Annotated in this window: 20 protein-coding genes; all 20 read right to left on the bottom strand. The window is 61.4% G+C overall.

What is annotated here, in order from left to right; all coding sequences use genetic code 11:
• Positions 1-401 precede the first annotated feature (401 nt).
• Positions 402-1,877 (bottom strand): transcriptional regulator FleQ, encoded by a 1,476-nt coding sequence (fleQ, locus tag ACN6NG_RS06690; protein ID WP_086975538.1) that lies wholly within the window; start codon positions 1,875-1,877, stop codon positions 402-404.
• A 168-nt stretch (positions 1,878-2,045) separates the two neighbouring features.
• Positions 2,046-2,339 carry a flagellar protein FliT gene (gene fliT, locus ACN6NG_RS06685; protein ID WP_026034449.1) on the bottom strand — a complete coding sequence of 98 codons (294 nt, stop codon included), beginning with the start codon at positions 2,337-2,339 and terminating at the stop codon, positions 2,046-2,048.
• A gap of 16 nt (positions 2,340-2,355) precedes the next feature.
• Positions 2,356-2,757, bottom strand: coding sequence for a flagellar export chaperone FliS (fliS, locus tag ACN6NG_RS06680; RefSeq protein ID WP_060493036.1), 402 nt, complete (start codon positions 2,755-2,757; stop codon positions 2,356-2,358).
• Between the two features lie 127 nt (positions 2,758-2,884).
• Positions 2,885-4,273 (bottom strand): flagellar filament capping protein FliD, encoded by a 1,389-nt coding sequence (fliD, locus tag ACN6NG_RS06675; protein ID WP_353457007.1) that lies wholly within the window; start codon positions 4,271-4,273, stop codon positions 2,885-2,887.
• A gap of 83 nt (positions 4,274-4,356) precedes the next feature.
• Positions 4,357-4,713, bottom strand: a complete 357-nt coding sequence (locus tag ACN6NG_RS06670; RefSeq protein ID WP_019471404.1) for a flagellar protein FlaG — start codon at positions 4,711-4,713, stop codon at positions 4,357-4,359.
• A gap of 76 nt (positions 4,714-4,789) precedes the next feature.
• Positions 4,790-6,232: a flagellin N-terminal helical domain-containing protein gene (locus ACN6NG_RS06665; protein WP_019471403.1), complete on the bottom strand. Its 1,443-nt coding sequence runs from the start codon at positions 6,230-6,232 to the stop codon at positions 4,790-4,792.
• A gap of 400 nt (positions 6,233-6,632) precedes the next feature.
• Positions 6,633-7,562 carry a ketoacyl-ACP synthase III gene (locus ACN6NG_RS06660; protein ID WP_012273519.1) on the bottom strand — a complete coding sequence of 310 codons (930 nt, stop codon included), beginning with the start codon at positions 7,560-7,562 and terminating at the stop codon, positions 6,633-6,635.
• Between the two features lie 281 nt (positions 7,563-7,843).
• Positions 7,844-9,406, bottom strand: coding sequence for a flagellar hook-associated protein 3 (locus ACN6NG_RS06655; protein WP_474313294.1), 1,563 nt, complete (start codon positions 9,404-9,406; stop codon positions 7,844-7,846).
• A 13-nt stretch (positions 9,407-9,419) separates the two neighbouring features.
• Positions 9,420-11,462, bottom strand: coding sequence for a flagellar hook-associated protein FlgK (gene flgK / locus ACN6NG_RS06650; RefSeq protein ID WP_258908012.1), 2,043 nt, complete (start codon positions 11,460-11,462; stop codon positions 9,420-9,422).
• Positions 11,463-11,474: 12 nt separating this feature from the next.
• Positions 11,475-12,629 (bottom strand): flagellar assembly peptidoglycan hydrolase FlgJ, encoded by a 1,155-nt coding sequence (gene flgJ / locus ACN6NG_RS06645; protein WP_353457004.1) that lies wholly within the window; start codon positions 12,627-12,629, stop codon positions 11,475-11,477.
• 11 nt (positions 12,630-12,640) lie between these two features.
• Positions 12,641-13,750 carry a flagellar basal body P-ring protein FlgI gene (locus ACN6NG_RS06640; RefSeq protein WP_025753854.1) on the bottom strand — a complete coding sequence of 370 codons (1,110 nt, stop codon included), beginning with the start codon at positions 13,748-13,750 and terminating at the stop codon, positions 12,641-12,643.
• 12 nt (positions 13,751-13,762) lie between these two features.
• Positions 13,763-14,458 carry a flagellar basal body L-ring protein FlgH gene (gene flgH, locus ACN6NG_RS06635; protein ID WP_016488460.1) on the bottom strand — a complete coding sequence of 232 codons (696 nt, stop codon included), beginning with the start codon at positions 14,456-14,458 and terminating at the stop codon, positions 13,763-13,765.
• A 36-nt stretch (positions 14,459-14,494) separates the two neighbouring features.
• Positions 14,495-15,280: a flagellar basal-body rod protein FlgG gene (gene flgG / locus ACN6NG_RS06630; protein ID WP_012273525.1), complete on the bottom strand. Its 786-nt coding sequence runs from the start codon at positions 15,278-15,280 to the stop codon at positions 14,495-14,497.
• A 47-nt stretch (positions 15,281-15,327) separates the two neighbouring features.
• Positions 15,328-16,068 carry a flagellar basal body rod protein FlgF gene (locus ACN6NG_RS06625; RefSeq protein ID WP_474313290.1) on the bottom strand — a complete coding sequence of 247 codons (741 nt, stop codon included), beginning with the start codon at positions 16,066-16,068 and terminating at the stop codon, positions 15,328-15,330.
• A gap of 159 nt (positions 16,069-16,227) precedes the next feature.
• Complete coding sequence (locus ACN6NG_RS06620) at positions 16,228-16,410, bottom strand: hypothetical protein (RefSeq protein ID WP_024717754.1); 183 nt, start codon at positions 16,408-16,410, stop codon at positions 16,228-16,230.
• 155 nt (positions 16,411-16,565) lie between these two features.
• Positions 16,566-17,888: a flagellar hook protein FlgE gene (flgE, locus tag ACN6NG_RS06615; protein WP_063423061.1), complete on the bottom strand. Its 1,323-nt coding sequence runs from the start codon at positions 17,886-17,888 to the stop codon at positions 16,566-16,568.
• Between the two features lie 28 nt (positions 17,889-17,916).
• Positions 17,917-18,618, bottom strand: a complete 702-nt coding sequence (flgD, locus tag ACN6NG_RS06610; protein ID WP_059394769.1) for a flagellar hook assembly protein FlgD — start codon at positions 18,616-18,618, stop codon at positions 17,917-17,919.
• 12 nt (positions 18,619-18,630) lie between these two features.
• Positions 18,631-19,074 (bottom strand): flagellar basal body rod protein FlgC, encoded by a 444-nt coding sequence (gene flgC, locus ACN6NG_RS06605; protein WP_059394768.1) that lies wholly within the window; start codon positions 19,072-19,074, stop codon positions 18,631-18,633.
• Positions 19,075-19,076: 2 nt separating this feature from the next.
• Entirely contained in the window at positions 19,077-19,487 is a 411-nt protein-coding gene (gene flgB / locus ACN6NG_RS06600; RefSeq protein WP_016498517.1) for a flagellar basal body rod protein FlgB, read from the bottom strand.
• Between the two features lie 367 nt (positions 19,488-19,854).
• Positions 19,855-20,682 (bottom strand): protein-glutamate O-methyltransferase CheR, encoded by an 828-nt coding sequence (gene cheR / locus ACN6NG_RS06595; protein WP_019471391.1) that lies wholly within the window; start codon positions 20,680-20,682, stop codon positions 19,855-19,857.

Raw genomic sequence — 20,682 nt, 5'->3', positions numbered from 1 at the left:
TGTTGGTCCGCATTGGTCGGAGGGGGCGGCGACAAAAAACTGGCCTCTGGCCCTTTATGCTAGGCAAAGCAAAACGCATGCCTGCTTTAGGGTGGCACTCGCAATGCATGAATGGAGATTTATAGGGGGCGGAAATCGGGCGCCGCCCGCGCGCGGCGCATCGCGAGCTGCGCTCGCTCCTACGTTTGTTTCGGGCGAATTATTCCTGGGGGAGTTGCGCGCGAATGCTTTGGCGCATGGCGCAATAGAGCGTCGTACAAACCAGGCGGCCGCGCGCGCCTGTCACAGGCATAACTGGCCCGAAAAAAACGTAGGAGCGAGCGCAGCTCGCGATGCGCCGCGCGGGCGGCGCTCGATCTCACAGACGCCAGAAAGCCCAAGGCGAACCCCCAGCCCCGGCGTCAATCCTCCGCCTGCTCCTCGCCACCTTGGCGGCTCATGCCGTACTTGCGCATCTTCTCGACCAGGGTGGTACGGCGAATACGCAAACGTTCAGCCGCGCGAGCAACGATACCGTTGGCATCGTCCAGCGCCTGCTGGATCAGGCCCTGCTCCAGGCTACCGAGGTAGTCCTTCAGGTCCAGGCCTTCAGGTGGCAGCATCGCAGGGTTGCTGAAGTTTGGCGTGTGGCCGTTGATGGCCACGCGCTCTTCCAGATCGCTGCGCAGGCTGTCGACCATCTGCTCGTCTTCGTCATCGACGTAGCGGAATTTTTTCGGCAGCTCGGACACGCCAATCACCCCGTACGGGTGCATGATCGCCATGCGCTCGACCAGGTTGGCCAGCTCGCGCACGTTGCCCGGCCAGCCGTGGCGGCACAACGACATGATCGACGCCGAGTTGAAGCGGATGGAGCCGCGCTTCTCGTGCTCCATGCGCGAGATAAGCTCGTTCATCAGCAACGGGATGTCTTCCACCCGCTCACGCAGCGGCGCCATCTCGATGGGGAATACGTTCAGGCGGTAGTAAAGGTCTTCTCGGAAGGTGCCGTCCTCGATCATGGTTTCGAGGTTCTTGTGCGTTGCGGCGATGATGCGCACGTCGATGCTCTGGGTCTTGTTGCTACCCACACGCTCGAAGGTACGTTCCTGCAGCACACGCAGCAGCTTGACCTGCATCGGCAACGGCATGTCGCCAATTTCGTCGAGGAACAGGGTACCGCCGTTGGCCAGCTCGAAACGCCCGGCGCGGCTGGTGATCGCTCCGGTAAAGGCGCCCTTCTCGTGGCCGAACAGTTCGCTTTCCAGCAGCTCGGCCGGGATCGCGCCACAGTTGACTGGCACGAAAGGCGCCTCGCGACGCTTGGAGTGGTAGTGCAGGTTGCGCGCCACCACTTCCTTGCCGGTGCCCGACTCACCCAGAATCAGCACGCTGGCGTCGGTATCGGCCACTTGCTGCATCATCTGCCGCACGTGCTGAATGGCACGGCTGGTGCCGACCAGGCTGCGGAACAGGTTGGGCTCGCGCTGGCGGCCGCGCTCGCGCGCCTGGTCGTACATCTCGCGATAGACCTGGGCGCGGTGCAGTGAATCCAGCAGCTGGCTGTAGCTGGGTGGCATTTCCAGGTTGGAAAGCACCCGGCGGCGAAGGTCTTCCGGGAACTCCGCAGAAGAAATTTCACCTAATAGCAGCACCGGAAGGAACTCATCCCACCCGGCCACTGTCTTAACGAGCCCAAGGAGATTGCCCGGAGCGTCTACGCTGCCGATGAGCACGCACAATATTTCACGGCTCGAAGACAACGACTCGACCGCTTGCTGCCAGTCATGGCTTGAGCAAGCGAGATTTTCTTCACCGAGGAAATTCAGCACCACCGCCAGATCGCGGCGGCGCGCGCTGTCGTCATCGATCAGCAGAATTTTGGTTTCACGCCACATGCAATAGCAACTTCCCTAGTCATATCGCCGCCCTGCAGGGGCATGCTCGACATCATTCCGACTGAATGGTCAGTGTTCGGACGTCCGGAATTCGAGAACAGACACTAGTAAAGTCAAAAAGGCCCGCACAGTCAAATTTATGGCGCCTTTTGTCAAGTTGTGCGCATCTTAACTGAACAGATGGTAAACCTTCGAAGCATTTTTCGCTTGGTTGATCTGCATCATCTCTTCGGCAATTGCCTGGCGTTCACCGGTTGTCACGTCGATCAGGTTGCGGTAGACCAGCAGCACCCCTTCCAGCTTCTCGCGCAGCAACGCCTGGTCCACCGCGTGGGTTTCCAGCACCTCGTCGATGCAGGCGCGGCACGCCACATCCAGCTTGGCAATGGCTTCCCAGTCACGCTCGCTCAGGGCGCCGACCAGGGCATCACAGGTGTCATCGAGGCGTTGCAGTGCAGTCACGGTAATCTCCTTGCCGTCAGCTGGCAGGCTGGGCGTCGGCGATGCCGTCCCAACCGCTTTTCACGGTAATCAGCAGCTGGGCAACTTCGTCGATAATGCCGGCATCATTGTCGACATTGGCCTGCATCAGGCGATTGGTCATGTAGACATAAAGCGCGTCGAGCTTCTCGACAGACTCCGGGTTTTCGCTTTTTTCGGGCTGCAGGCCGTCGCGAAGACCGATGATGATGTCGATCGCCTTGCCGAGCATCAGGCCCTTTTCCGCGATGTCGCCACGCGCCATGGCACCCTTGGCCTGGGCCATGCGATCGAGGCCACCTTCCATCAGCATCTGCACCAGGCGATGCGGCGTGGCTTCGGAAATCTGGGCATGGGAATTGACCTTCTGGTACTGACGAAGGGCTCTCATGGGATTCATCTTGCGACCTCGTGACGGGCAGGCTTAAGGGGGAGATATTCCTTGTATCGGGCAGGCGGTGAAAAACTTTACCGGCCGATGACATGAAGCCGGGCATCATGCCCGGACTTCATGCAATGTTCACGATTTAATCGTCACTGCTCGACTTGTTCAGCGCGTTTAGCGTACTCAGCACGGAACTCTGCTGTTGGCGCAGCTGGGTGACCAGGGTATCCATGTTGTTGTACTTGTCCTGCAGGCTCTTCTGCAGGGCTTCCATACGGGTGTCCAGGGTCTCCTGCTCGGTCTTGAGCTTGGTCAGACTTTCGCTCAGGACCTTGGAGCGCGAGGCGAGGGTCCCGGTGGTGGCCTTGGCAAATGGCTCGGTCACCTTTTGCAGGCGCGCCAACAGGCCGTCCTTGCCATTGAAGATACTGGTCAGGTCTGCCGCATTGGTGGAGGCAACCTTGTCCCACTTCTTGTCGTCCAGGCTCAGCGCACCACCATCTTGGGCAGACGTGACACCAAAGGCAGCGAGCGATTTCAAGGTACCGTTGCCCGACACCGCATTGAGCTCTTCACGGATGGAGGACATCAAAGTACGCATCGTGGCATCACCGGTCAGCGCCGCAGCAGTCATGGAGCCATCGGCGTTCTTGGTGACCTTGGTCTCTGCGTTCATGACAGTGAGCAAGGCGTTGTAGGTGTCGATGAAACCCTTCAGGCCCGACTTCAGCGTAGTTGAGCTGGTGGTCAGCGACAGAATGGTCGCTGTGTACTCGTTTGTTGTAGTGTTTTTTGGCGAAGTACCGATCAACTTGATGTTGAGACCACTGACGGCATCGGTGATGTCGTTGGTCTTGGACTTCATGGCAATACCGTCCAGCGTGTACTCCGCGTCCGCCGGCTCATCGACGACGGTATAGCCAGTATCGATGCCCGAATTGCCCGAAAGCGTAATGTCGGAGCCGTCACCCATTTTGGTCGAGGTGATGATCAGACGGGAACCCGTGGCGTCGGTCAGTACGTTGGCACTCAGGCCTGCCGTACTGAACTGGCTATTGATGCTATCGCGAACCTGCTGCAATGTTGCGCCGGCAGGAACGCTCAGATCGTAGGGCTTGCCATTCTGCGTCATGGTCAACGTGGTCGCACTGCCAGTGGCATTGACTACCGAGCCCGCGCCATCTGTGTAGACCTTCGTCGACACCTTCGACGCAGTCGCCAGCTTGTCGACAATCAACTTGAACGAACCGTTGGCAGCGCCGGTGCCCATGGTCACGGTCGCGACCTTTTCATCCGAAGACTTCAGGCTGAGGCCACCGAAGCTGTTGGTGTCGGTCATGTTGGTCAAGGCGCCGCGGAAGGCATCCAGCGCCGACTGAATCTTGCCGATAGAGGACAACGTGGTGGTTGCCTTCAGTGTTTGGGTATTGATCTGCGCCTGCTTCGGCGCCTTCTGCGCGGCCACCAGGGAATCGACGATTGCCTGGGTATCGATGCCCGAGCCAATACCGCTGACTGTTGTACCTGCCATCATTGCTCTCCTTGTTCAGTAGCCGCCGGATCCTTGGCGGATAAATCCATCAAGGGGCCGACAGCAACAAAAATCATGCCAGCCTATGCCTGATCATCGAACAGCAGGCTGCTGGCCTCACTGAGGCTTTGCGCGAGTTTGAGCGCAAGTTCCGACGGAAGCTGCCGGATCACCTCACCGGACTGGGTGGCAATTACCTTGACCACAACCCGACCAGTGGAATCATCAATGGAAAAATCTAGCTGACGCTGGCTCGACTGGACGAAATCACGGATCTCGCCAACCGCTTTTTCCAGGTCTTCGCGCGAGTGCGGCTTGTTATCGGGGGCCGCAGCGTCCTGCACCTTGGCAGGCACGGCCGGGTCCCGATCCCGATCAACAACTGGCGCCTGGGGTAACACAGACGGATACACCTGGCTCAGCTTGACACTCATGTCCATGTTTCGAACTCCTCATGTCAAAAAGGGTGAAAGGGCACGTAAACGCGCCCTTTCACCCTTTACTCAGGCGCCTGAATTACTGGAGCAGTTTCAGGACCGAAGATGGCAGCTGGTTAGCCTGCGACAGGATCGCAGTCGAAGCCTGCTGCAGCGTCTGCTGCTTGGTCAGCTCGGCAGTTTCCGAAGCGAAGTCCACGTCCTGCACGGTGGAGCGGGCAGCGGTGGAGTTCTTCTGGATGTTCTGCAGGTTGTCGACGGTGGTTTGCAGACGGTTCTGGGTAGCGCCCAGGCCCGAACGGACGCTGTCGATCGAACCGATGGCCTTGTCGATAACGGCCAGGGCGTTCTGGGCGTTGACGGCATCAGTAACATCGGTATCGGCGATGGTTGTCTTGGTCGAAGAAACCGAAGCACCGCCGAACAGGGCGGTAGCACCAGTACCGGTGGCACCGTTGGCTACCGAGTAACCTTTGGCGGAGTCCAGGGAAACCTGGCCAGTGACAACCGATGTGGCGTTAGCAGTAGCGGACAGCGTGGTCAGCGAGCCAGGGAAAGCACCATTGCCATCCTTAGCACCGACAGAGATGGCGGCAGCGCCTGCTTTGGAGGTGAATTTCAGGTTCTCGCCAGTGTCCGACTTCACCGACAGGCTCTTGGTCGATTCGTCATAGTTGACGCTGATACCCAGCTTGGCGGCGTTGGACTTCAGCTGATCAGCCAGGCTTGCAGTGTCTTTAACACCGATGAAGCTGACAGTGCTACCGCCTACAGTCAGGTCGAAGTTGGCTGGGGTGGCAGCTGCGCCGCTGGCAACAGCCAGTTTGACTTCAGTGCTGGCAGCTGCAGTCAGACCGCCGATCGAGCCATTGAGCTGGGCTGCGATGTCTTTAGCCGAAGCACCTGCACCGTAGCTTACGGTTTTGCTCTGACCGTTGCCGGTTACAACCAGATCAGCTGCGGCCACACCGCTGGCGCTAGGCGCGATAGTGCCCGACTTGATCTGCTGCGAGCCGATGCTCTTAGCCGAAACGTTGTCCAGCGCCAGGTTGATGGTTTCGTTGGCGTTGGCGCCGACCTGGATGGCCTTGGTGCCGTACGAACCGTCCAGCAGCTTCTGGCCACCGAAGGTGGTGGTTTCCGAGATACGGTTCAGCTCAGCGGTCAGAGCCTGGTATTCGTCGTTGTTCGACTTACGGTCGTCGGCGCTCAGGGAGCCAGTAGCCGAGGACAGGGCCAGGGTACGCATTTTTTGCAGGATGTCGGTCGAAGCCTGCATTGCACCTTCAGCGGTCTGGGCGATCGAGATACCGTCGTTGGCGTTCTTCACAGCCTGGCCCAGGCCGTTGATCTGGCTGGTCAGACGGTTGGCGATCTGCAGGCCGGCAGCGTCGTCTTTAGCGCTGTTGATACGCAGACCCGAGGACAGACGCTGCATCGAAGTGGTCTGAGCGTTGCTAGCCTTGGTCAGGTTGCCCTGAGTAGTGATCGACGCAATGTTGGTGTTTACAGTTAAAGCCATGACGAAATCCTCGTTGGATGGGTACTGCGGCTTCCGGCCTTGGCAACCGCCGGACTGGCCTAGAGAACCTTCGTAATAGTTATCGTCGGGTGCGCGGGATGCTTGAGGGGTTTTTCGAAAAAAAAATGCTGGCATGGGGCCAGCCCCGATAAATCAAGGGGTTAAGGCGGTTTATTGGCGTCAAAAACCACTCCAAATCCAGCTTAAGCTCACCAGCCAGCCACTCCATCTGTGGGAGCGGGCGCGCCCGCGAACACCGGCAAAGCCGGTGCCATCCACCGAGTCGCCTCCTTCGCGGGCATGCTCGCTCCCCCAGAAAGCGGCGCCACGCCACAGAATCTTGCAGGCAAAAAAAAGCGCCGGGCGGTGGCCGCCGGGCGCTTTTGGGACTGCTGGGGGATCAGTCGCGGTACAGGATGGCCGAGCCCCACGACAGGCCTACGCCAAAGCCGCTGATCGCCACGCGCTTCCAGCTGCCGTCGAGCATGTGCTTCTGCAGCAGCAGCGGCACACTGGAGGACACGGTATTGCCGGTTTCCAGCATGTCCTTGACGAACTTCTCCGGGTGCTGCTCTTCGAAGCGCCGCGCCACGGCGTCGACAATCGCCGCACTGCCCTGGTGGATGCAGAACGCGTCGATATCCGAAGACTTCAGGCCACTGGCATCCAGCAGCTCGTGCAGGTGCGCCGGCACCTTGACCAGGGCGAAGTTGAACACTTGGCGGCCGTTCATGAAGAACTTGCCGTCAGTGACTTTCAGGTGCTCGGCACCGGAGCCGTCAGTGCCAAATCGCGCCTGGCCCAGGTTCCAGACCGCGTCTTCACCCATCCAGGTGGCTGTGGCGGCATCGCCGAACAGCATGGTGGTGTTGCGGTCTTCCGGGTCGACGATCTTCGAATACGGGTCGGCCGTGATCAGCAGGCCGTTTTTCAGCCCTGCCGCTTCCATGAAGCCTTTGATCGCGTACAGGCCATACACATAGCCGGAGCAACCCAGCGACACATCGAACGCCGCCACGCGGGTAGACAGGCCAAGCTTGCTCTGGACGATGGCTGCGGTGTGCGGCAGACCTTCTTCGTCACCGTTCTGGGTGACCACGATCAGCGCATCGATCGACTGCGGATCAAGGTCAGGGTTGCTGGCAAACAGGGCCCGGGCGGCTTCTACGCACAGGTCGGAGGTTTCTTGCTCTTCGGCCTTGCGCGGCAGGAACGACGCGCCGATCTTGCCGAACATGAACTCTTCGTCCTTGCCAAACTTCGCACCCTGGACGTAGTTGTCCAGGCCAGCGGTAGGCACGTAACTCGCAATGCTTTTGATGCCAATCATTCTGGCTTCCCAATGAAAACAGCCAAAGACCACCACTCGATGAATTGAGGGCGCCAAATACCGGGGCGCTTCACCGCCAGAGGTTGAAGGCAGGGCTCACCTGCGCACCGGTAACAAAATGCTGCAACAGCTGCTGCATAGAATACAGGGAAGATGATCGTTTTGACTCATTGGTCACATTGAAATGCTACGAAAGCCGTGCCGAGGGCGTGAGAAACCAGAATTTTCGCGGGCATGAAAAAGCCGGGGCCGCTTTGCGGCCCCGGTTTCAGCAAGACAGATTAGAGCTTGTTGAACAGGCTCAGCTGCGAAATGCGCGAGAAGGCCAGCTGCGAGGCCTCCAGCATGGCCTGCTGCAAGGTGAGGGTGATGGCCGCCTGCGACATGTCGGTGTTGCCGATGGCGTTCTGGGTGGTCTTGTTGGCCAGGCCCAGGCTGGTGTTTTCCTGGCGCTGGATCTCCAGCGAATTGCCACGGGCACCGATCGAACCACGGGTGATATCGACCTGCTCACGGGCACTGGCCAGGTTGGCGATTGCCGACGCCGCCGCATCCTTCAGCGCATTGGCCTGGCCTACACCCGTTACCGGCGTATCCAGCGCAGCACGCAACTGGCTGAGGGTTTCCAGAACATTCTGGTTCTGGTGCGTATTGGCGGTAACCGCGAACTGGTCACCCGCCTCCGGCGTACCGCTCACCTGATACGTGACACCCGCCACCGTCAAGGCTGGTGCGGTGTAGGTGCCCGTGGCCACTGCCTTGCTGTCAGCCGTCAGCGGCTGGGCGTAGAGCTCGTAGGCGCCAGGCCCGGTGAACTTGATCACAGCCCCGTTGCTGGGGAAAGTGCTGCGATAAGCCGCTTCGTCGGTCACGGTGCCGCTGGTGACCTGGGCGCTGGAGGTGTTGCTGGCGTTGCGGGTGGTGTTGAACGAGTCCGGGCGCGCCGCCAGCGAAAACTCGCGCCCTGCCACCGCGGCGTCGGCATCGGCGCCCTCCTCCACGGTAACGGTGATTTCAAACTCGACGCCACGCAGGGCAATGCTGTTGGCGCCTTCGGTCTTGCTGTCGAAAGTACCGTTGGTGGCGGTTTCAGAGGTGATGTCCCTGCCACTTGCATCGGTGATGGTGTACTGGGTCGCGCTGGTGAAGGTCAGCTTGTACGGCTGGCCGGCGGTAAAGCTGTTGTTGTAGCTGGTACTCGAGGTCATCAGGCCAGACGATACCCCGACCACGCCATCGTCAGTGGCGGGCACCACCAGGGTCGACTGCGTGCGGCTCTTGTTGCTGGCGGAATCGAAGATGGTGAAGCCGGTGTCGTTGGTGGCCAGATTCAGGGTGTCGGACACCTGCAGACTCAGCTGGGTCTGGTCGCCGTTGTAGCTGTAGGTGCCGTCGGAGTTGCGCACATAGGGTGGCGTGGTGCTCTTGGAGCCGCCGAACATGTAGTCGCCGTTGGCATCGCGCGAGTTGAGCAGGCCGAAGATGTTGGCCTCGATCTCTTTCAGCTCGGTACTGATGGCCACACGGTCAGAGTCGGTAACCCCAGGGCCGCCAGCACGGATCGCCAGCTCGCTGGCGCGCTGCATGGCGTCGTTGATGGTGGAGAGCACGCTCTCCTCCTGCAGCAGCGCGTTGCTCACCGTGTTGATGTTGCCGCTGTACTGGTCCAGCAGCGACTGCTGCTGTTGCAGCAGCAGCAGACGCGCCGCGCCGACCGGGTCATCGGCCGCGGTCTGGATGCGAATACCCGACGTGACCTGATCGTTGGTCTTGTTCATGGTGGAGAAGTTCTTGGAGTAGCTACTGGCGCTGGCCTCATAGAACTGAGCAGTGGAAATACGCACGAGAGTCTACTCCTTACAAGGCATTGATCAGGGTGCTGAAGGTTTCTTGCGCCGCCTTGATGATTTGCGACGAAGCCGTGTAGTAGTGCTGGAATTTCACCAGGCTGGCCGCCTCGTCATCGAGGTTGACGCCAGACACCGCACTGCGGCTTTCGCTGGCGGACTTGAGTACCGCCTCGGTCGCCGTGGTGTCGATGGTCGCCTGGTTGGCCTTGGCGCCCACGCGCTCGACCAGCGAGGCATAGGCCGACGTGAAGCTGGTGCCACCGCCGGAACCGGTGTTCACCGTCGATTTGGTCTGCAGGCCCAGCAGCGCCGTGGCGTTGCGGTTGTCGGCCTTGCCGTCGGCATTGAACGACAGCGTAAAGCTGTCATTGGCCGCCGGGCTGCCGCCGATGGTGGTCTCGACGCTGAACGTGCGCGGGTTGCCGCTGCCATCGAGAATCGGCTGCCCGGCAGCATCCAGCATTGGCACAGCCACCGACAGCTTGTTGTCGGTACCCGGGACCACGCTGCCAGTGCCGATCTGGGTGCCCTTGGCATCGAACAGCTTGTAGCCCTGGGAGCCACCGCTGGCGGCGTCGAACACTACGCGCACCGGCATCGAGTCGCGAATCGACTGCTGGATCAGTGCAGTGTCGGCACCGCCATAGATATCCAGCGATTCGCCCAGCGTAGGCTGGGTGATGGTGCCGGTACCGCTGTTGCCACTGCCTGCCGCAGCACTGATCGGCCCGGCGAAGGCCAGTTTGTTGGCATCGGTCAGGGTAGTGGTGATGCTGCCGGCCGCCGCACGGGTAGGGATCACCTTGAAGCTGTCGCCGGCCGCCAGGCCACCGCCTTTCAGCGACAGGCTGAAGCCGTCGATCACCGGCGCCGGGTCGGTGCTGAGGTCGAAGCTGCCCATGTCGGTGCCGTCGGAGCGGCGCACGCTGTACTGGTTGGCGCTGGTGAACTTCACCTCGTAGTCGTAGGTGGTCAGCGCACCGCTGTTGGCGATGGTCACGTCCAGGTTGCCGGAGCCGGTGCTGTTGTTCGACGAAGCCAGGCTGCGCTGGGCAACGGCAGTGGCGCTGTTGATGCTGGAGAACAGCGAGCTGCCAAACTGGCCATTGGCATCCAGGCCCTGCCCCAGCTGGCTGTTGATGCTGTCCGACACCACCAGGGCAACACGGCCCAGTTCGTTCATGGACGGTATCAGCACGTCCTGGCGGTAACGCACCAGGCCGCCGATCGCGCCACCGGTTACCACCGAGGTCACGTCGGAGCTGAACGACTCATAGTTGATGCGCAGGCTGGCCTGGCTCTTGTCGGCAGTACCCGGCTGCACCGACAAGGTGTTGGCCTTGTTGCCGGTCACCAGCGACTGGCCGCTGCCCAGGTAAACGTCGTAGTTGCCGTCACGTTCCTGTACGGTCACGCCAACCAGCTCGTTGAGCTGGCGCACTGCTTCGCTGCGCGCATCCAGCAGGCTGTTGGGCGTGTTGCCGGTGCCCGAGGCCGCCGCGATCTGCTTGTTGTATTCGGCAATGCTGGCGGTGAGCTTGTTGACCTGGCCAGCCATGGTGTCGAGCTGGGAGTTGATCGTTTCGTTCTGCTGGGTCAGCTGAGTGCTCACCGCGTTGAAGCGGTTGCTCAGGGTTTGCGCCTGGGTCAGCAACAGCTGCCGGGAGGCAACGTCACCGGGCTTGGCCGCCGCCGTCTGCAGGGCCGAGAAGAACGCTGTAAGGACCGAACTGATGCCGGTATCGCGGTCGGCCAGCAGTTTGTCGATGCTGGTGATCTGGTCCTGGAAGGCAACCGAGTCCGCTTGCAGCGAGGTAGCGGTCTGCAGCTGGTTGTCCAGATACGAGCTGTAGATGCGGCGCACGTCCGCCAGCGTGGTACCAGTACCCAGGAACCCCGCGCCGATGTTGTGCGAGGCCCCCGCCGCCTGAACCGTCTGCTGGCGCGAGTAGCCACTGGTCGCGGCGTTGGCGATGTTGTTACTGGTTACCGACAAGGCCGCCTGGCTGGCACTCAGGCCACTCAGGCCGATGGAAATCAGGCTCGACATGATTTAGTCCTTTTATAGATTCGTGGTTCTGCCAGCCATGGCGTATTGCGGGGTTGACTGCATTTGCTGGGCGATGCTGATGATCTTCTTCGCATAGCCCGGGTCGGTCGCGTAACCTGCCTTCTGCAGCTCTCTTGCAAACTGCTCAGGGTTATCGGCCGAGTCCAGCGCATCTTGATAGCGAGAATTGCCCTGCAGCAGGTTCACCAGGTCGTGGAAGCTGTCCTGGTACGAGTCATAGCTGCGGAACGCTGCGGTTTCCTTGACGAACTGGCCATCGCGGAACTCGCTGGTGATCGCCCGTGCCTGCTCACCCTGCCAGTTGCCGGTGGCCTTGATGCCGAACAGGTTGTGGCTGCTGCTGCCATCGGTATTGCGCATCACCGATTTGCCCCAGCCGGTTTCCAGCGCGGCCTGGGCCACCAGGTAGCGTGGGTCGATACCAATGCGCTTGGCCGCTTGCTCGGCCATCGGCAACATGGTGGCGACGAATTCGTCACTGTCGGTAAACGCCTTGTTCGGCGCCAGCGGCGGCTGGGCCACGGCGCGGCCGACAATGCGCAGGCCGTTATCAGGCACAGCGAAGGCCTTGGCCACTTGCTGGCCGTCACGGGCCGGCACGGCGGCGTTATTGGCCGTGGCGGCCGATGGCACGATGCCGGCCAGCAGGCGGTCGGTAAGCTTGCTCGGCAAGGCCAGGCGCCGCGAGTTGAGCGCGGCGACGTCGTTGCGGGGGGTGGCCGAGTCCGTGGCATGCACCGGCTCCGCCACCTTGTTGCCCCACAGCGCCGGGCCACTGCCATCTGCACGCGGGAACGGGCTGGTGTTGATCGACGCACTGCGGCCCTTGGTCAGCTGGCGCACCAGCACATCCTGCAGACCGATACCACCACCTTCGCGGGACATGCTCACGGCCAGCTGCTGGTCGTACATGTCGCGGTACTGCTTGACCGTTTCGGTGTTCATCGGGTTGTCATCAGCCAGCACGTCGCTGGCCTTGCGCGAGGCCTTGAGCATTTCACTGATGAACAGCGACTCGAACTCCTGGGCCACCTTGCGCACGTTGGCTTCGCTGTCGCGGTCACCGTGCTTGAGCGCACTCAGGCGGTTGAGGTCGGTATAGGCGCCGCTGTCGGCACTGCCGGAAACCTGGCTTTTGATGTTCATCCGCGCCGTCCTCAGATCACGATCAGGTCGGCCTGCAAGGCGCCGGCCTGTTTCAGGGCTTCGAGAATGGCCATCAGGTCGCCGGGGGCTGCGCCCACCTGGTTCACCGCGCGGACGATCTCATCCAGCGTGGTGCCCGGGCCGAACTTGAACATCGGCTTGGCTTCCTGCTCGGCGTTTACCCGCGAGCGTGGCACCACAGCCGTCTGGCCATTGGAGAACGCCCCCGGCTGGCTGACGATCGGGTCTTCGGTGATGGTCACGGTCAGGCTGCCGTGGGTCACCGCTGCCGGCGACACCTTGACGTTCTGGCCGATGACGATGGTACCGGTGCGCGAGTTGATGATGACCTTGGCAACCGCCTGGCCCGGGTCGATTTCGAGGTTTTCGAGGATCGACAGATAATCCACGCGCTGGCTTGGGTCCATCGGCGCACTGACTCGCACCGAACCACCATCCACGGCCTGGGCCACGCCGGGGCCGAGCAGGTCGTTGACCTTGTCGACGATGCGCTTGGCGGTGGTGAAGTCGGGGCGGTTGAGGTTCAGGGTCAAGGTGTTGCCCTGGTTGAAGCCGCTCGGCACGGCCCGCTCGACACTGGCCCCCCCGGGGATGCGACCGGCCGACGGAACGTTGACGGTAATCTTCGAGCCGTCACGGCCTTCGGCGTCAAAGCCCCCCACCACCAGGTTGCCCTGGGCGATGGCGTAGACGTTGCCGTCGATACCCTTGAGCGGGGTCATCAGCAGGCTGCCGCCACGCAGGCTCTTGGAGTTACCGATCGACGACACGGTAATGTCCACCACCTGACCGGGCTTGGCGAACGCCGGCAGGTCGGCATGCACCGACACCGCCGCGACGTTCTTCAGCTGCACGTTGCCGGAGCCGGCCGGCACCTTGATGCCGAACTGCGACAGCATGTTGTTGAAGGTTTGCAGGGTGAACGGTGTCTGGGTGGTCTGGTCACCCGTGCCGTTCAGCCCCACCACCAGGCCGTAACCGATCAACTGGTTGGAACGCACGCCAGAAATGCTGGCGATGTCCTTCAGGCGCTCTGCCTGCGCACCGAAGGCACAGGACAGGAGCAGGGTTGCGGCAATCAGCTGCCTCACGTTGAACATGGTCATCCGTACTCAGAAAGGCCAAAGCGGGCTGATGAAGAAGCGGTCCAGCCACCCGGGCTGGCTGGCATCGGCGAACGAGCCGGTACCGGAATAGGTGATGCGCGCGTCGGCCACACGGGTGGACGGCACGGTGTTGTCGGTGGCGATGTCGTCGGCGCGGATCATGCCGGCAATGCGCACCAGCTCTTCGCCGGTGTTCAGGGTCAGCCACTTCTCGCCGCGCACGGCGATGATGCCGTTGGGCAGCACTTCGGCCACGGTCACGGTAATCGAACCGGTCAGGGTGTTGCCCTGGGTGGCCTTGCTGTCGCCCTTGGTGGCGCGTTCGCCGTTGTAGCCGGCCTCCAGCGACAGGTCACCGCCACCGAACGGGTTGTTGGTGTTCGGTGTGCTGCCGAACAGCGAGGTCAGGCCGATGTCGGCCTTGCTGTTCTTCTGGATCTGCGAACCTGCGTTCTTGCTGGCCGACGTTTTCTCGTTGAGGGTGATGGTGATGATGTCACCCACCCGGAACGCCTTGCGGTCGCTGTACAGGTTCTGCTCGAAACCGGCCTGGTAGATGGAACCGTTGTTGGCCGCTGCCGGCAACGGGGTGCGCGGCAGTACCGGCGCGTAGTACGGGTCGTTGGGCTTGGGCGTCGGGCCGACGCAACCTGCCAGCAACACCGCCCCCCCCAGGGCGAACACGGACAACAGACGATTCATGGTGCATACCTCACGGGTGTAACGAAGCGACAGGGCTTAGAGCTGTTGGGTCACGAACGACAGCATCTGGTCGGCGGTGGAGATGACCTTGGAGTTCATCTCGTAGGCGCGCTGGGTGGTGATCATGTTCACCAGCTCTTCCACGGTGCTGACGTTGGAGTTTTCCAGGGTCTGCTGCTGGGTGGTACCGAAACCGTTCAGGCCCGGGGTGCCCACTTGCGGCGCGCCACTGGCGGCAGTTTCCAGGAACAGGTTGTCGCCGATGGCCTGCAGGCCAGCCGGGTTGATGAAGTCGGCAGTCTGGATGTTGCCGATCACCTGCGCTGCAGGGTTGCCGGCCGTGGTGATCGACACGGTGCCGTCCTGGCCGACGGTGAAGGTTTGCGCGTCGTTCGGCACGACAACGGCAGGCTCCAGGGCGTAGCCGTTGGCGGTGACGATCTGGCCGTCGGAGTTCAGGTGGAAGGTGCCGTCACGGGTGTACGACACGGTGCCGTCCGGCTGCAGGATCTGGAAGAAACCACGGCCGTTGACCGCCATGTCCAGCGGGTTCTCAGTGGTTTGCAGGCTGCCGGCCACGAAGCTTTTTTGCGTACCGACAATGCGCACACCGGTACCCACCTGCAGGCCCGAAGGCAGCTCGCTGTCCTGGGTCGACTGCGCGCCAGGCTGACGCTTGATCTGGTAGAGCAGGTCCGCGAATTCGGCGCGATCACGCTTGAAGCCGGTGGTGGAGACGTTGGCCAGGTTGTTGGAAATGACCGTCAGGTTGGTGTCCTGGGCGGACAGGCCGGTTTTAGCGACCCAAAGAGCCGGAAGCATGTAGTTTCTCCTCGTGCGCCTGTTTTACGGCACCCGTTCAAAAGTGATTAGCCGATTTGCAAAACCCGAGCCATGGCTTCGTCGCCTTCCTTGGCCGTGTTCATCATCTTGACGTGCAGTTCGAACTGGCGGGACAGCGCCAGCACCGAGGTCATTTCCTCGACAGCGTTGACGTTGCTGCCTTCCAGGAAGCCCGCCACCACTCGTACGTTGACGTCGGCGTCGGCCGGCTGGCCGGAGGTGGTGTGGATCAGGCCGTCCGGGCCTTTCACCAGCCCTTTGGTGTCCGGGTTGACCAGCTTGATGCGGTCGACCTCGGCCATCACCCGCGGGCCTTCACCCATGGAGCGAATGCTGAGGGTGCCGTCGGCGCCGACCTCAACCTTCTGCTCCGGCGGGATGGCAATAGGGCCACCGTTGCCGATCACCGGCATGCCGTTGCCGGCACGCAGCACGCCAAGGGCGTCGATGTTCAGGCTGCCGGTACGCACGTAGGCTTCGCTGCCGTCCGGTGCCTGTACGGCGATGAAGCCCTTGCCGGTCACAGCAACATCCAGGTCACGACCGGTCTCGACCAACGGGCCTTCGCTGAAGTCGGTGGCCGGGCGCTCGGTCATGGCAAAGGCGCGCGCCGGAAAGCTGTCGCCGAACACCGGCATCGACCGGGCCTGCTCCAGGTCGCGGTGAAAGCCGTTGGTGGAAATGTTCGCCAGGTTGTTGGCGTGGGCCTTCTGCGCCAGCGCGTTCTGGCTGGCGCCGGTCATGGCCACATAAAGCAACTTGTCCACAGTATCTCCTCTGCGCGTCGCTGCCGCGCTGTCACTGGGCAGGTTGGAAGCAATAATCGAACCAAGTCTGAAACCGCCTGTTTACGGGGGTTTCAGCGCGGCAAGGGGCAACAAACGTCAGTTTGTCGGCGGAAGTTTGCCGCCTGCGGCAAGGGCTTGTCAGAAGGTGCGGCAAGCGGCGTTGTTGTAGGGGCCGGAATGGCGTACCCAGCCCTCGCCCGGGTTGTTGGCCGAGCACAGGTAGCGGCCGGTGGCCAGGCTTTGCCATTGGTAGAACGGGGCGGGAGCGGCCGAGAGCGGCAAGGCCATGGCCAGGAGGGCGGTGAGCATTAGCCGTTTCATGGGCGTGAACCTTGAAGAACCTGGGGCCGCTTTGCGGCCCATCGCCGGCAAGCCAGCTCCCACAGGGGATTGCAACCTCCTGGGGGAGCTGGCTTGCCGGCGATGGGCTGCAAGGCAGCCCCAATTACAGACAAAACCACACTAGCAGGCGGCCATCAGGTCATCTGGATGATGGTCTGCATGATGGTGCTTTCGGTGGAAATGGTCTTGGCGTTCGCCTGGTAGTTGCTCTGCGCCTTGATCAGGTTGACCAGCTCGCCGGTCAGGTCGACGTTGGAGTCTTCCAGTGCACCGCCGGTAATCTGGCCCAAGGTACCGGTGTCCGGGGCGCCGATCACCGGCACGCCCGAGGCGTAGGACTCTTTCCAGTTGGTGCCACCAATCGGGGTCAGGCCCTGCAGGTTGGCAAAGTTGGCGATAGCCACCTGGCCGATCACCTTGTCCTGGCCGTTGGTGAAGTTGGCGAACATGTTGCCGCTTTCGTCGATGGTCAGGCCGGACAGCTCACCGGTGGCAAAGCCGTCCTGGCTCTTCGCGGTGGTGGCGGAGGCGGCGTTGTACTGGGTGGTACCGAGCATGTCCAGGTTCACCCCGGCAACGTTGGCGGTAGCGCCGTTGGCACCCCATATACCGGCCGCGTTCTTCTGTGCCGGGATCCAGTTACTGAGGGTGAAGGTCTTGTTGGCGGCTATGGTCATGCCGCCGGCTACCGGACCTTCCGTCATCGAGGCGGTGTCCAGGGTGCCGTCAGACTTGAACGGCAGCTTGTTGGCCAGCGGCGTGGTCGAGGTCGGGTCGGCCGGGTTGCGCCCGTCGATGGTGGTGTACATGGTCCAGGAGTTGCTGGTGGCGTCCTTGACGAAGTACTGGTTCAGTTGGTGCGCGTTACCCTGGCTGTCGTACACGTCGGTATTGAACGTGTAGTTGTAGGTGCCGGTATTGGTCGGATCGAACGGCGCCTGGGTGGGTGCAGTCGCGGTGGAGTTGAGGTTGACGTTCTCGGAGATGCGACCGGTGGGGTTCGGCGTCAGGTTCGAGGTGTCGATCTGCAGGTTGGTCAGCACACCCTGGATGATCTTGCCGTTGGCATCCACTGCATAACCTTGCAGGTTGGCGCCCGACGAGCTGACCACGTAGCCGTCCTTGTCGCTGTAGAAGGCACCGGCACGGGTGTAGATCTTCGAACCGTTGTCGTTCATCACGAAGAAGCCGTTGCCATCGATGGCCATGTCCAGCGCCTGGCCTGTGCCATTGATGTTGCCCGGGGTGAACATCTGCGACACGGCGGCAGTCTTCACGCCAGTGCCCACCACGTTCTTGCCGGCACTGGTGCCGCGAATGGAGTTGGAGTACTGGTCGGCGAACTCGGCGCGCGACGACTTGAAGCCGGTGGTGGCAACGTTGGCAATGTTGTTGCCGGTAACGTTCAGGGCCTTGTTTGCTGCATAGAGGCCGCTAAGGCCGGTATTGAAAGACATGTTTAACTCCTGTCGTTTTGCTCAGGCCCTAGATGCCGATGCTTTGGATTTTGGAAAGCGCAACACTGCCTAGCCCGGCCAGGTTGAGTGTCATCTCCGAACCGTTGGTGCCCATGGTCACGCTGGTGACCGAGGCCGGCAGGTTGGTGGTCATGGCCGTGGCCTTGCCGTCGATCGAGGCAGTAGCCTTGAAGGTGTAGGTACCGGCTGGCGCTGCTTCGCCGTCGTCGTTCAGGCCATTCCAGGTAAAGTCGACCTTGCCGGCTTTCTGGGTACCCAGGTCGAGGGTGCGGACCAGCTTGTCGTCCTTGTCGTAGATGCCCACCGAGGTAGCAGTGCTGGACGACGTCAGGTTGACCGTGCCTTTCATATCCTTGCTGGTGTCGACCACGGCCTTGTCGGTCTGGACAATCACATTGCGCCCGACCAGCGACGAAGCCTGCAGCGCCTGCGAGGACTGCAGCCCAGCCGCGATGTAGGTCACCGAGTCATTGAGCGACTGCATGCTCTCGAGGCTGCTGAACTGCGCCAGCTGTGCCACGAACTCGCCGTTTTCCTGCGGATCGAGCGGGTTCTGGTTCTTCATCTGGGTAACCAGCAACTGCAGAAAGGCATCTTTGCCCAGCGCGCTGCCGGCAGCGCCGGTGCTGCTGTCGGTCTTCGACCTCTGCTGTTGCAGCGAGGTCAGGTACGCGCTGCCGACGTCAGAGGTGGAGTTGGTAGTGGTCATGTCGGTTTCCTATCACTGCCCGAGAGTCAGAACTTTCTGCATCATGCTCTTGGCCGTGTTCATCAGCTCGGCGTTGGTCTGGAACGCACGGCTCGCGGAGATCATGTCAGCCATCTCCTCGACTACATTGACGTTCGGGTAGTAGACGTAGCCGTCCTTGTTCGCCGCCGGGTGGTTTGGCTCGTAGCGAGCCTCCAGGGTGCTCTGGTCTTCGACGATGCCTTTTACCTGTACGCCCTGCCCTGCTTCACCCTGGTCTTCGAACAGCGACTGGCTGGTGCCGGCCTGCGCATCCTGGAAGGTGGTGGCGAACACCGGGTGGCGAGCGCGGTAGGTCTGATCGATGCTCGACGAGACGGTTTCGGCGTTGGCAATGTTGGAAGCTACGGTGTTCAGGCGCGTGTTCTGCGCGCTCATGCCGCTACCGGCAATGTTGAAGACGCTGGAAAGGGACATGATCATTCTCCCCGCAGGGCCGATACCAGCCCTTTGAATTTGCTGTTGAGCAAGGTGAAGCTGGCCTGGAAGCCAATGGCGTTTTCGGTGTAGTTCGATTGCTCGATCTGCGCGTCCACGGTGTTCTGGTCAATCGATGGCTGCAGCGGCGTGCGGTACTTGAGGGTATCGTCGGCCGCGATGGCGAGGCCTTCGGCTTCGATGTGACGGCTATTGGTGCGGTCCATGGCGAAGCGGCCGCTCTGCTGCTTGTCGCTTTCGGCGGCGAGCACAGAGGCAAAGTCCATGTCACGCGCCTTGTAATTGGGCGTGTCGGCGTTGGCGATGTTGTTGGCCAGCACTTCGGCGCGCTGGGCGCGGAAGCCCATGGCCTTTTCGTGAATACCAAGCGCCTTGTCGAAGCTGATGCTCATGTCGGGGAAACCTTCAGAGGTTGACCGGAATTTCGTTGAGCAAGGTATAGCAAGGGCTGTGCCAATCAGTGCAAAGCCCGGAAACATGGGCTTTCGAGGTGGGGTGGTGTCAGGGTGATGCCAGAAAAGCGGCAAAGGCCTTCCGCCTTGGGCGGCGAAAGCGGCAATTGCCGGGCGGCAAAAGCGGCAAACCAAAAAATTGACGTCAGTGTTTTTCCTGCACCGGCCCCTTCGCGGGTAAACCCGCTCCCACAAGGACCTGTGCAAGACCTGAGGGCGGCACCGAACCTGTGGGAGCGGGTTTACCCGCGAAGAGGCCGGCACATACAGCAAAAAGGCCGGCAGTTTTCGCTGCCGGCCCTCTTGATTACTTGGCCTGGTAGATGATCCCCGGGCTGCACTGGACCATCTGGTAATGGTCCGGCAACCCGTTCAGCGCCTCCGAGGCGCCAAGGAACAGGTAGCCACCCGGCTTCAGTGTGCTGTGAATGCGCAGCAGGATGTCGCGCTTCACCTGTGCCGAGAAGTAGATCAGCACGTTGCGGCAGAACACAATGTCGAACTTGCCCAGGCTGGCATAGCTGTCAAGCAGGTTGAACGAGCGGAACTCGACGCGACTGCGAATCGCCGGCTTGACCGCCCAGCGCCCCGCCCCCTTGGGGTCGAAGTAGCGTTGCAGGCGTTCCTGGGACAAACCGCGGGCAATGGCCAGGCTGTCGTACTCACCGGTCTTGCAGTTGGTGAGCATGGTGCCTGACAAGTCGGTGGCAACGATCTGCGCACCCATCTTCAACTGGCCAAGGTTGCTACGCTCGAACTCGTCGATGGCCATCGAAATGGAATACGGCTCCTGCCCCGACGAACAGGCCGCCGACCACATGCGCAGGCGCTGGCCGGGGTTGTTGCGGATGAACTCGGGGATCACCTTGTTCTTCAGCACTTCGAACGGGTAGGTATCGCGAAACCACAGGGTTTCGTTGGTGGTCATCGCATCCACCACCTGCTCACGCAAACCACCGCGGGGCTGGGCCTGGATGCGCTGCACCAGTTCACCCAGGCTCTTGATGCCCTGTTGCTCCATCAGCTTGTTGAGACGGCTGGAAACCAGGTACTGCTTATTTTCGCCCAGCAGGATGCCACAGGCTTTCTCCAGGAATACCCGGAACTGTTCGAAATCCAAATTACCCGTAGACAC

It is taken from the genome of Pseudomonas sp. TSO6, assembly GCF_056098905.1.
This window is presented reverse-complemented; position numbering and strand designations above follow the sequence as displayed.

Coding starts and splice junctions, on each gene's coding strand:
- fleQ (WP_086975538.1), bottom strand. CDS start 1,877: ATGTGGCGTGAAACCAAAATTCTGCTGATCGATGACGACAGCGCGCGC.
- fliS (WP_060493036.1), bottom strand. CDS start 2,757: ATGAATCCCATGAGAGCCCTTCGTCAGTACCAGAAGGTCAATTCCCAT.
- fliD (WP_353457007.1), bottom strand. CDS start 4,273: ATGGCAGGTACAACAGTCAGCGGTATTGGCTCGGGCATCGATACCCAG.
- ACN6NG_RS06670 (WP_019471404.1), bottom strand. CDS start 4,713: ATGGACATGAGTGTCAAGCTGAGCCAGGTGTATCCGTCTGTGTTACCC.
- ACN6NG_RS06665 (WP_019471403.1), bottom strand. CDS start 6,232: ATGGCTTTAACTGTAAACACCAACATTGCGTCGATCACTACTCAGGGC.
- ACN6NG_RS06660 (WP_012273519.1), bottom strand. CDS start 7,562: ATGATTGGCATCAAAAGCATTGCGAGTTACGTGCCTACCGCTGGCCTG.
- flgK (WP_258908012.1), bottom strand. CDS start 11,462: ATGTCGAGCCTGATTTCCATCGGCCTGAGTGGCCTGAGTGCCAGCCAG.
- flgJ (WP_353457004.1), bottom strand. CDS start 12,629: ATGAACATCAAAAGCCAGGTTTCCGGCAGTGCCGACAGCGGCGCCTAT.
- ACN6NG_RS06640 (WP_025753854.1), bottom strand. CDS start 13,750: ATGTTCAACGTGAGGCAGCTGATTGCCGCAACCCTGCTCCTGTCCTGT.
- flgH (WP_016488460.1), bottom strand. CDS start 14,458: ATGAATCGTCTGTTGTCCGTGTTCGCCCTGGGGGGGGCGGTGTTGCTG.
- flgG (WP_012273525.1), bottom strand. CDS start 15,280: ATGCTTCCGGCTCTTTGGGTCGCTAAAACCGGCCTGTCCGCCCAGGAC.
- ACN6NG_RS06620 (WP_024717754.1), bottom strand. CDS start 16,410: ATGAAACGGCTAATGCTCACCGCCCTCCTGGCCATGGCCTTGCCGCTC.
- flgE (WP_063423061.1), bottom strand. CDS start 17,888: ATGTCTTTCAATACCGGCCTTAGCGGCCTCTATGCAGCAAACAAGGCC.
- flgD (WP_059394769.1), bottom strand. CDS start 18,618: ATGACCACTACCAACTCCACCTCTGACGTCGGCAGCGCGTACCTGACC.
- flgC (WP_059394768.1), bottom strand. CDS start 19,074: ATGTCCCTTTCCAGCGTCTTCAACATTGCCGGTAGCGGCATGAGCGCG.
- flgB (WP_016498517.1), bottom strand. CDS start 19,487: ATGAGCATCAGCTTCGACAAGGCGCTTGGTATTCACGAAAAGGCCATG.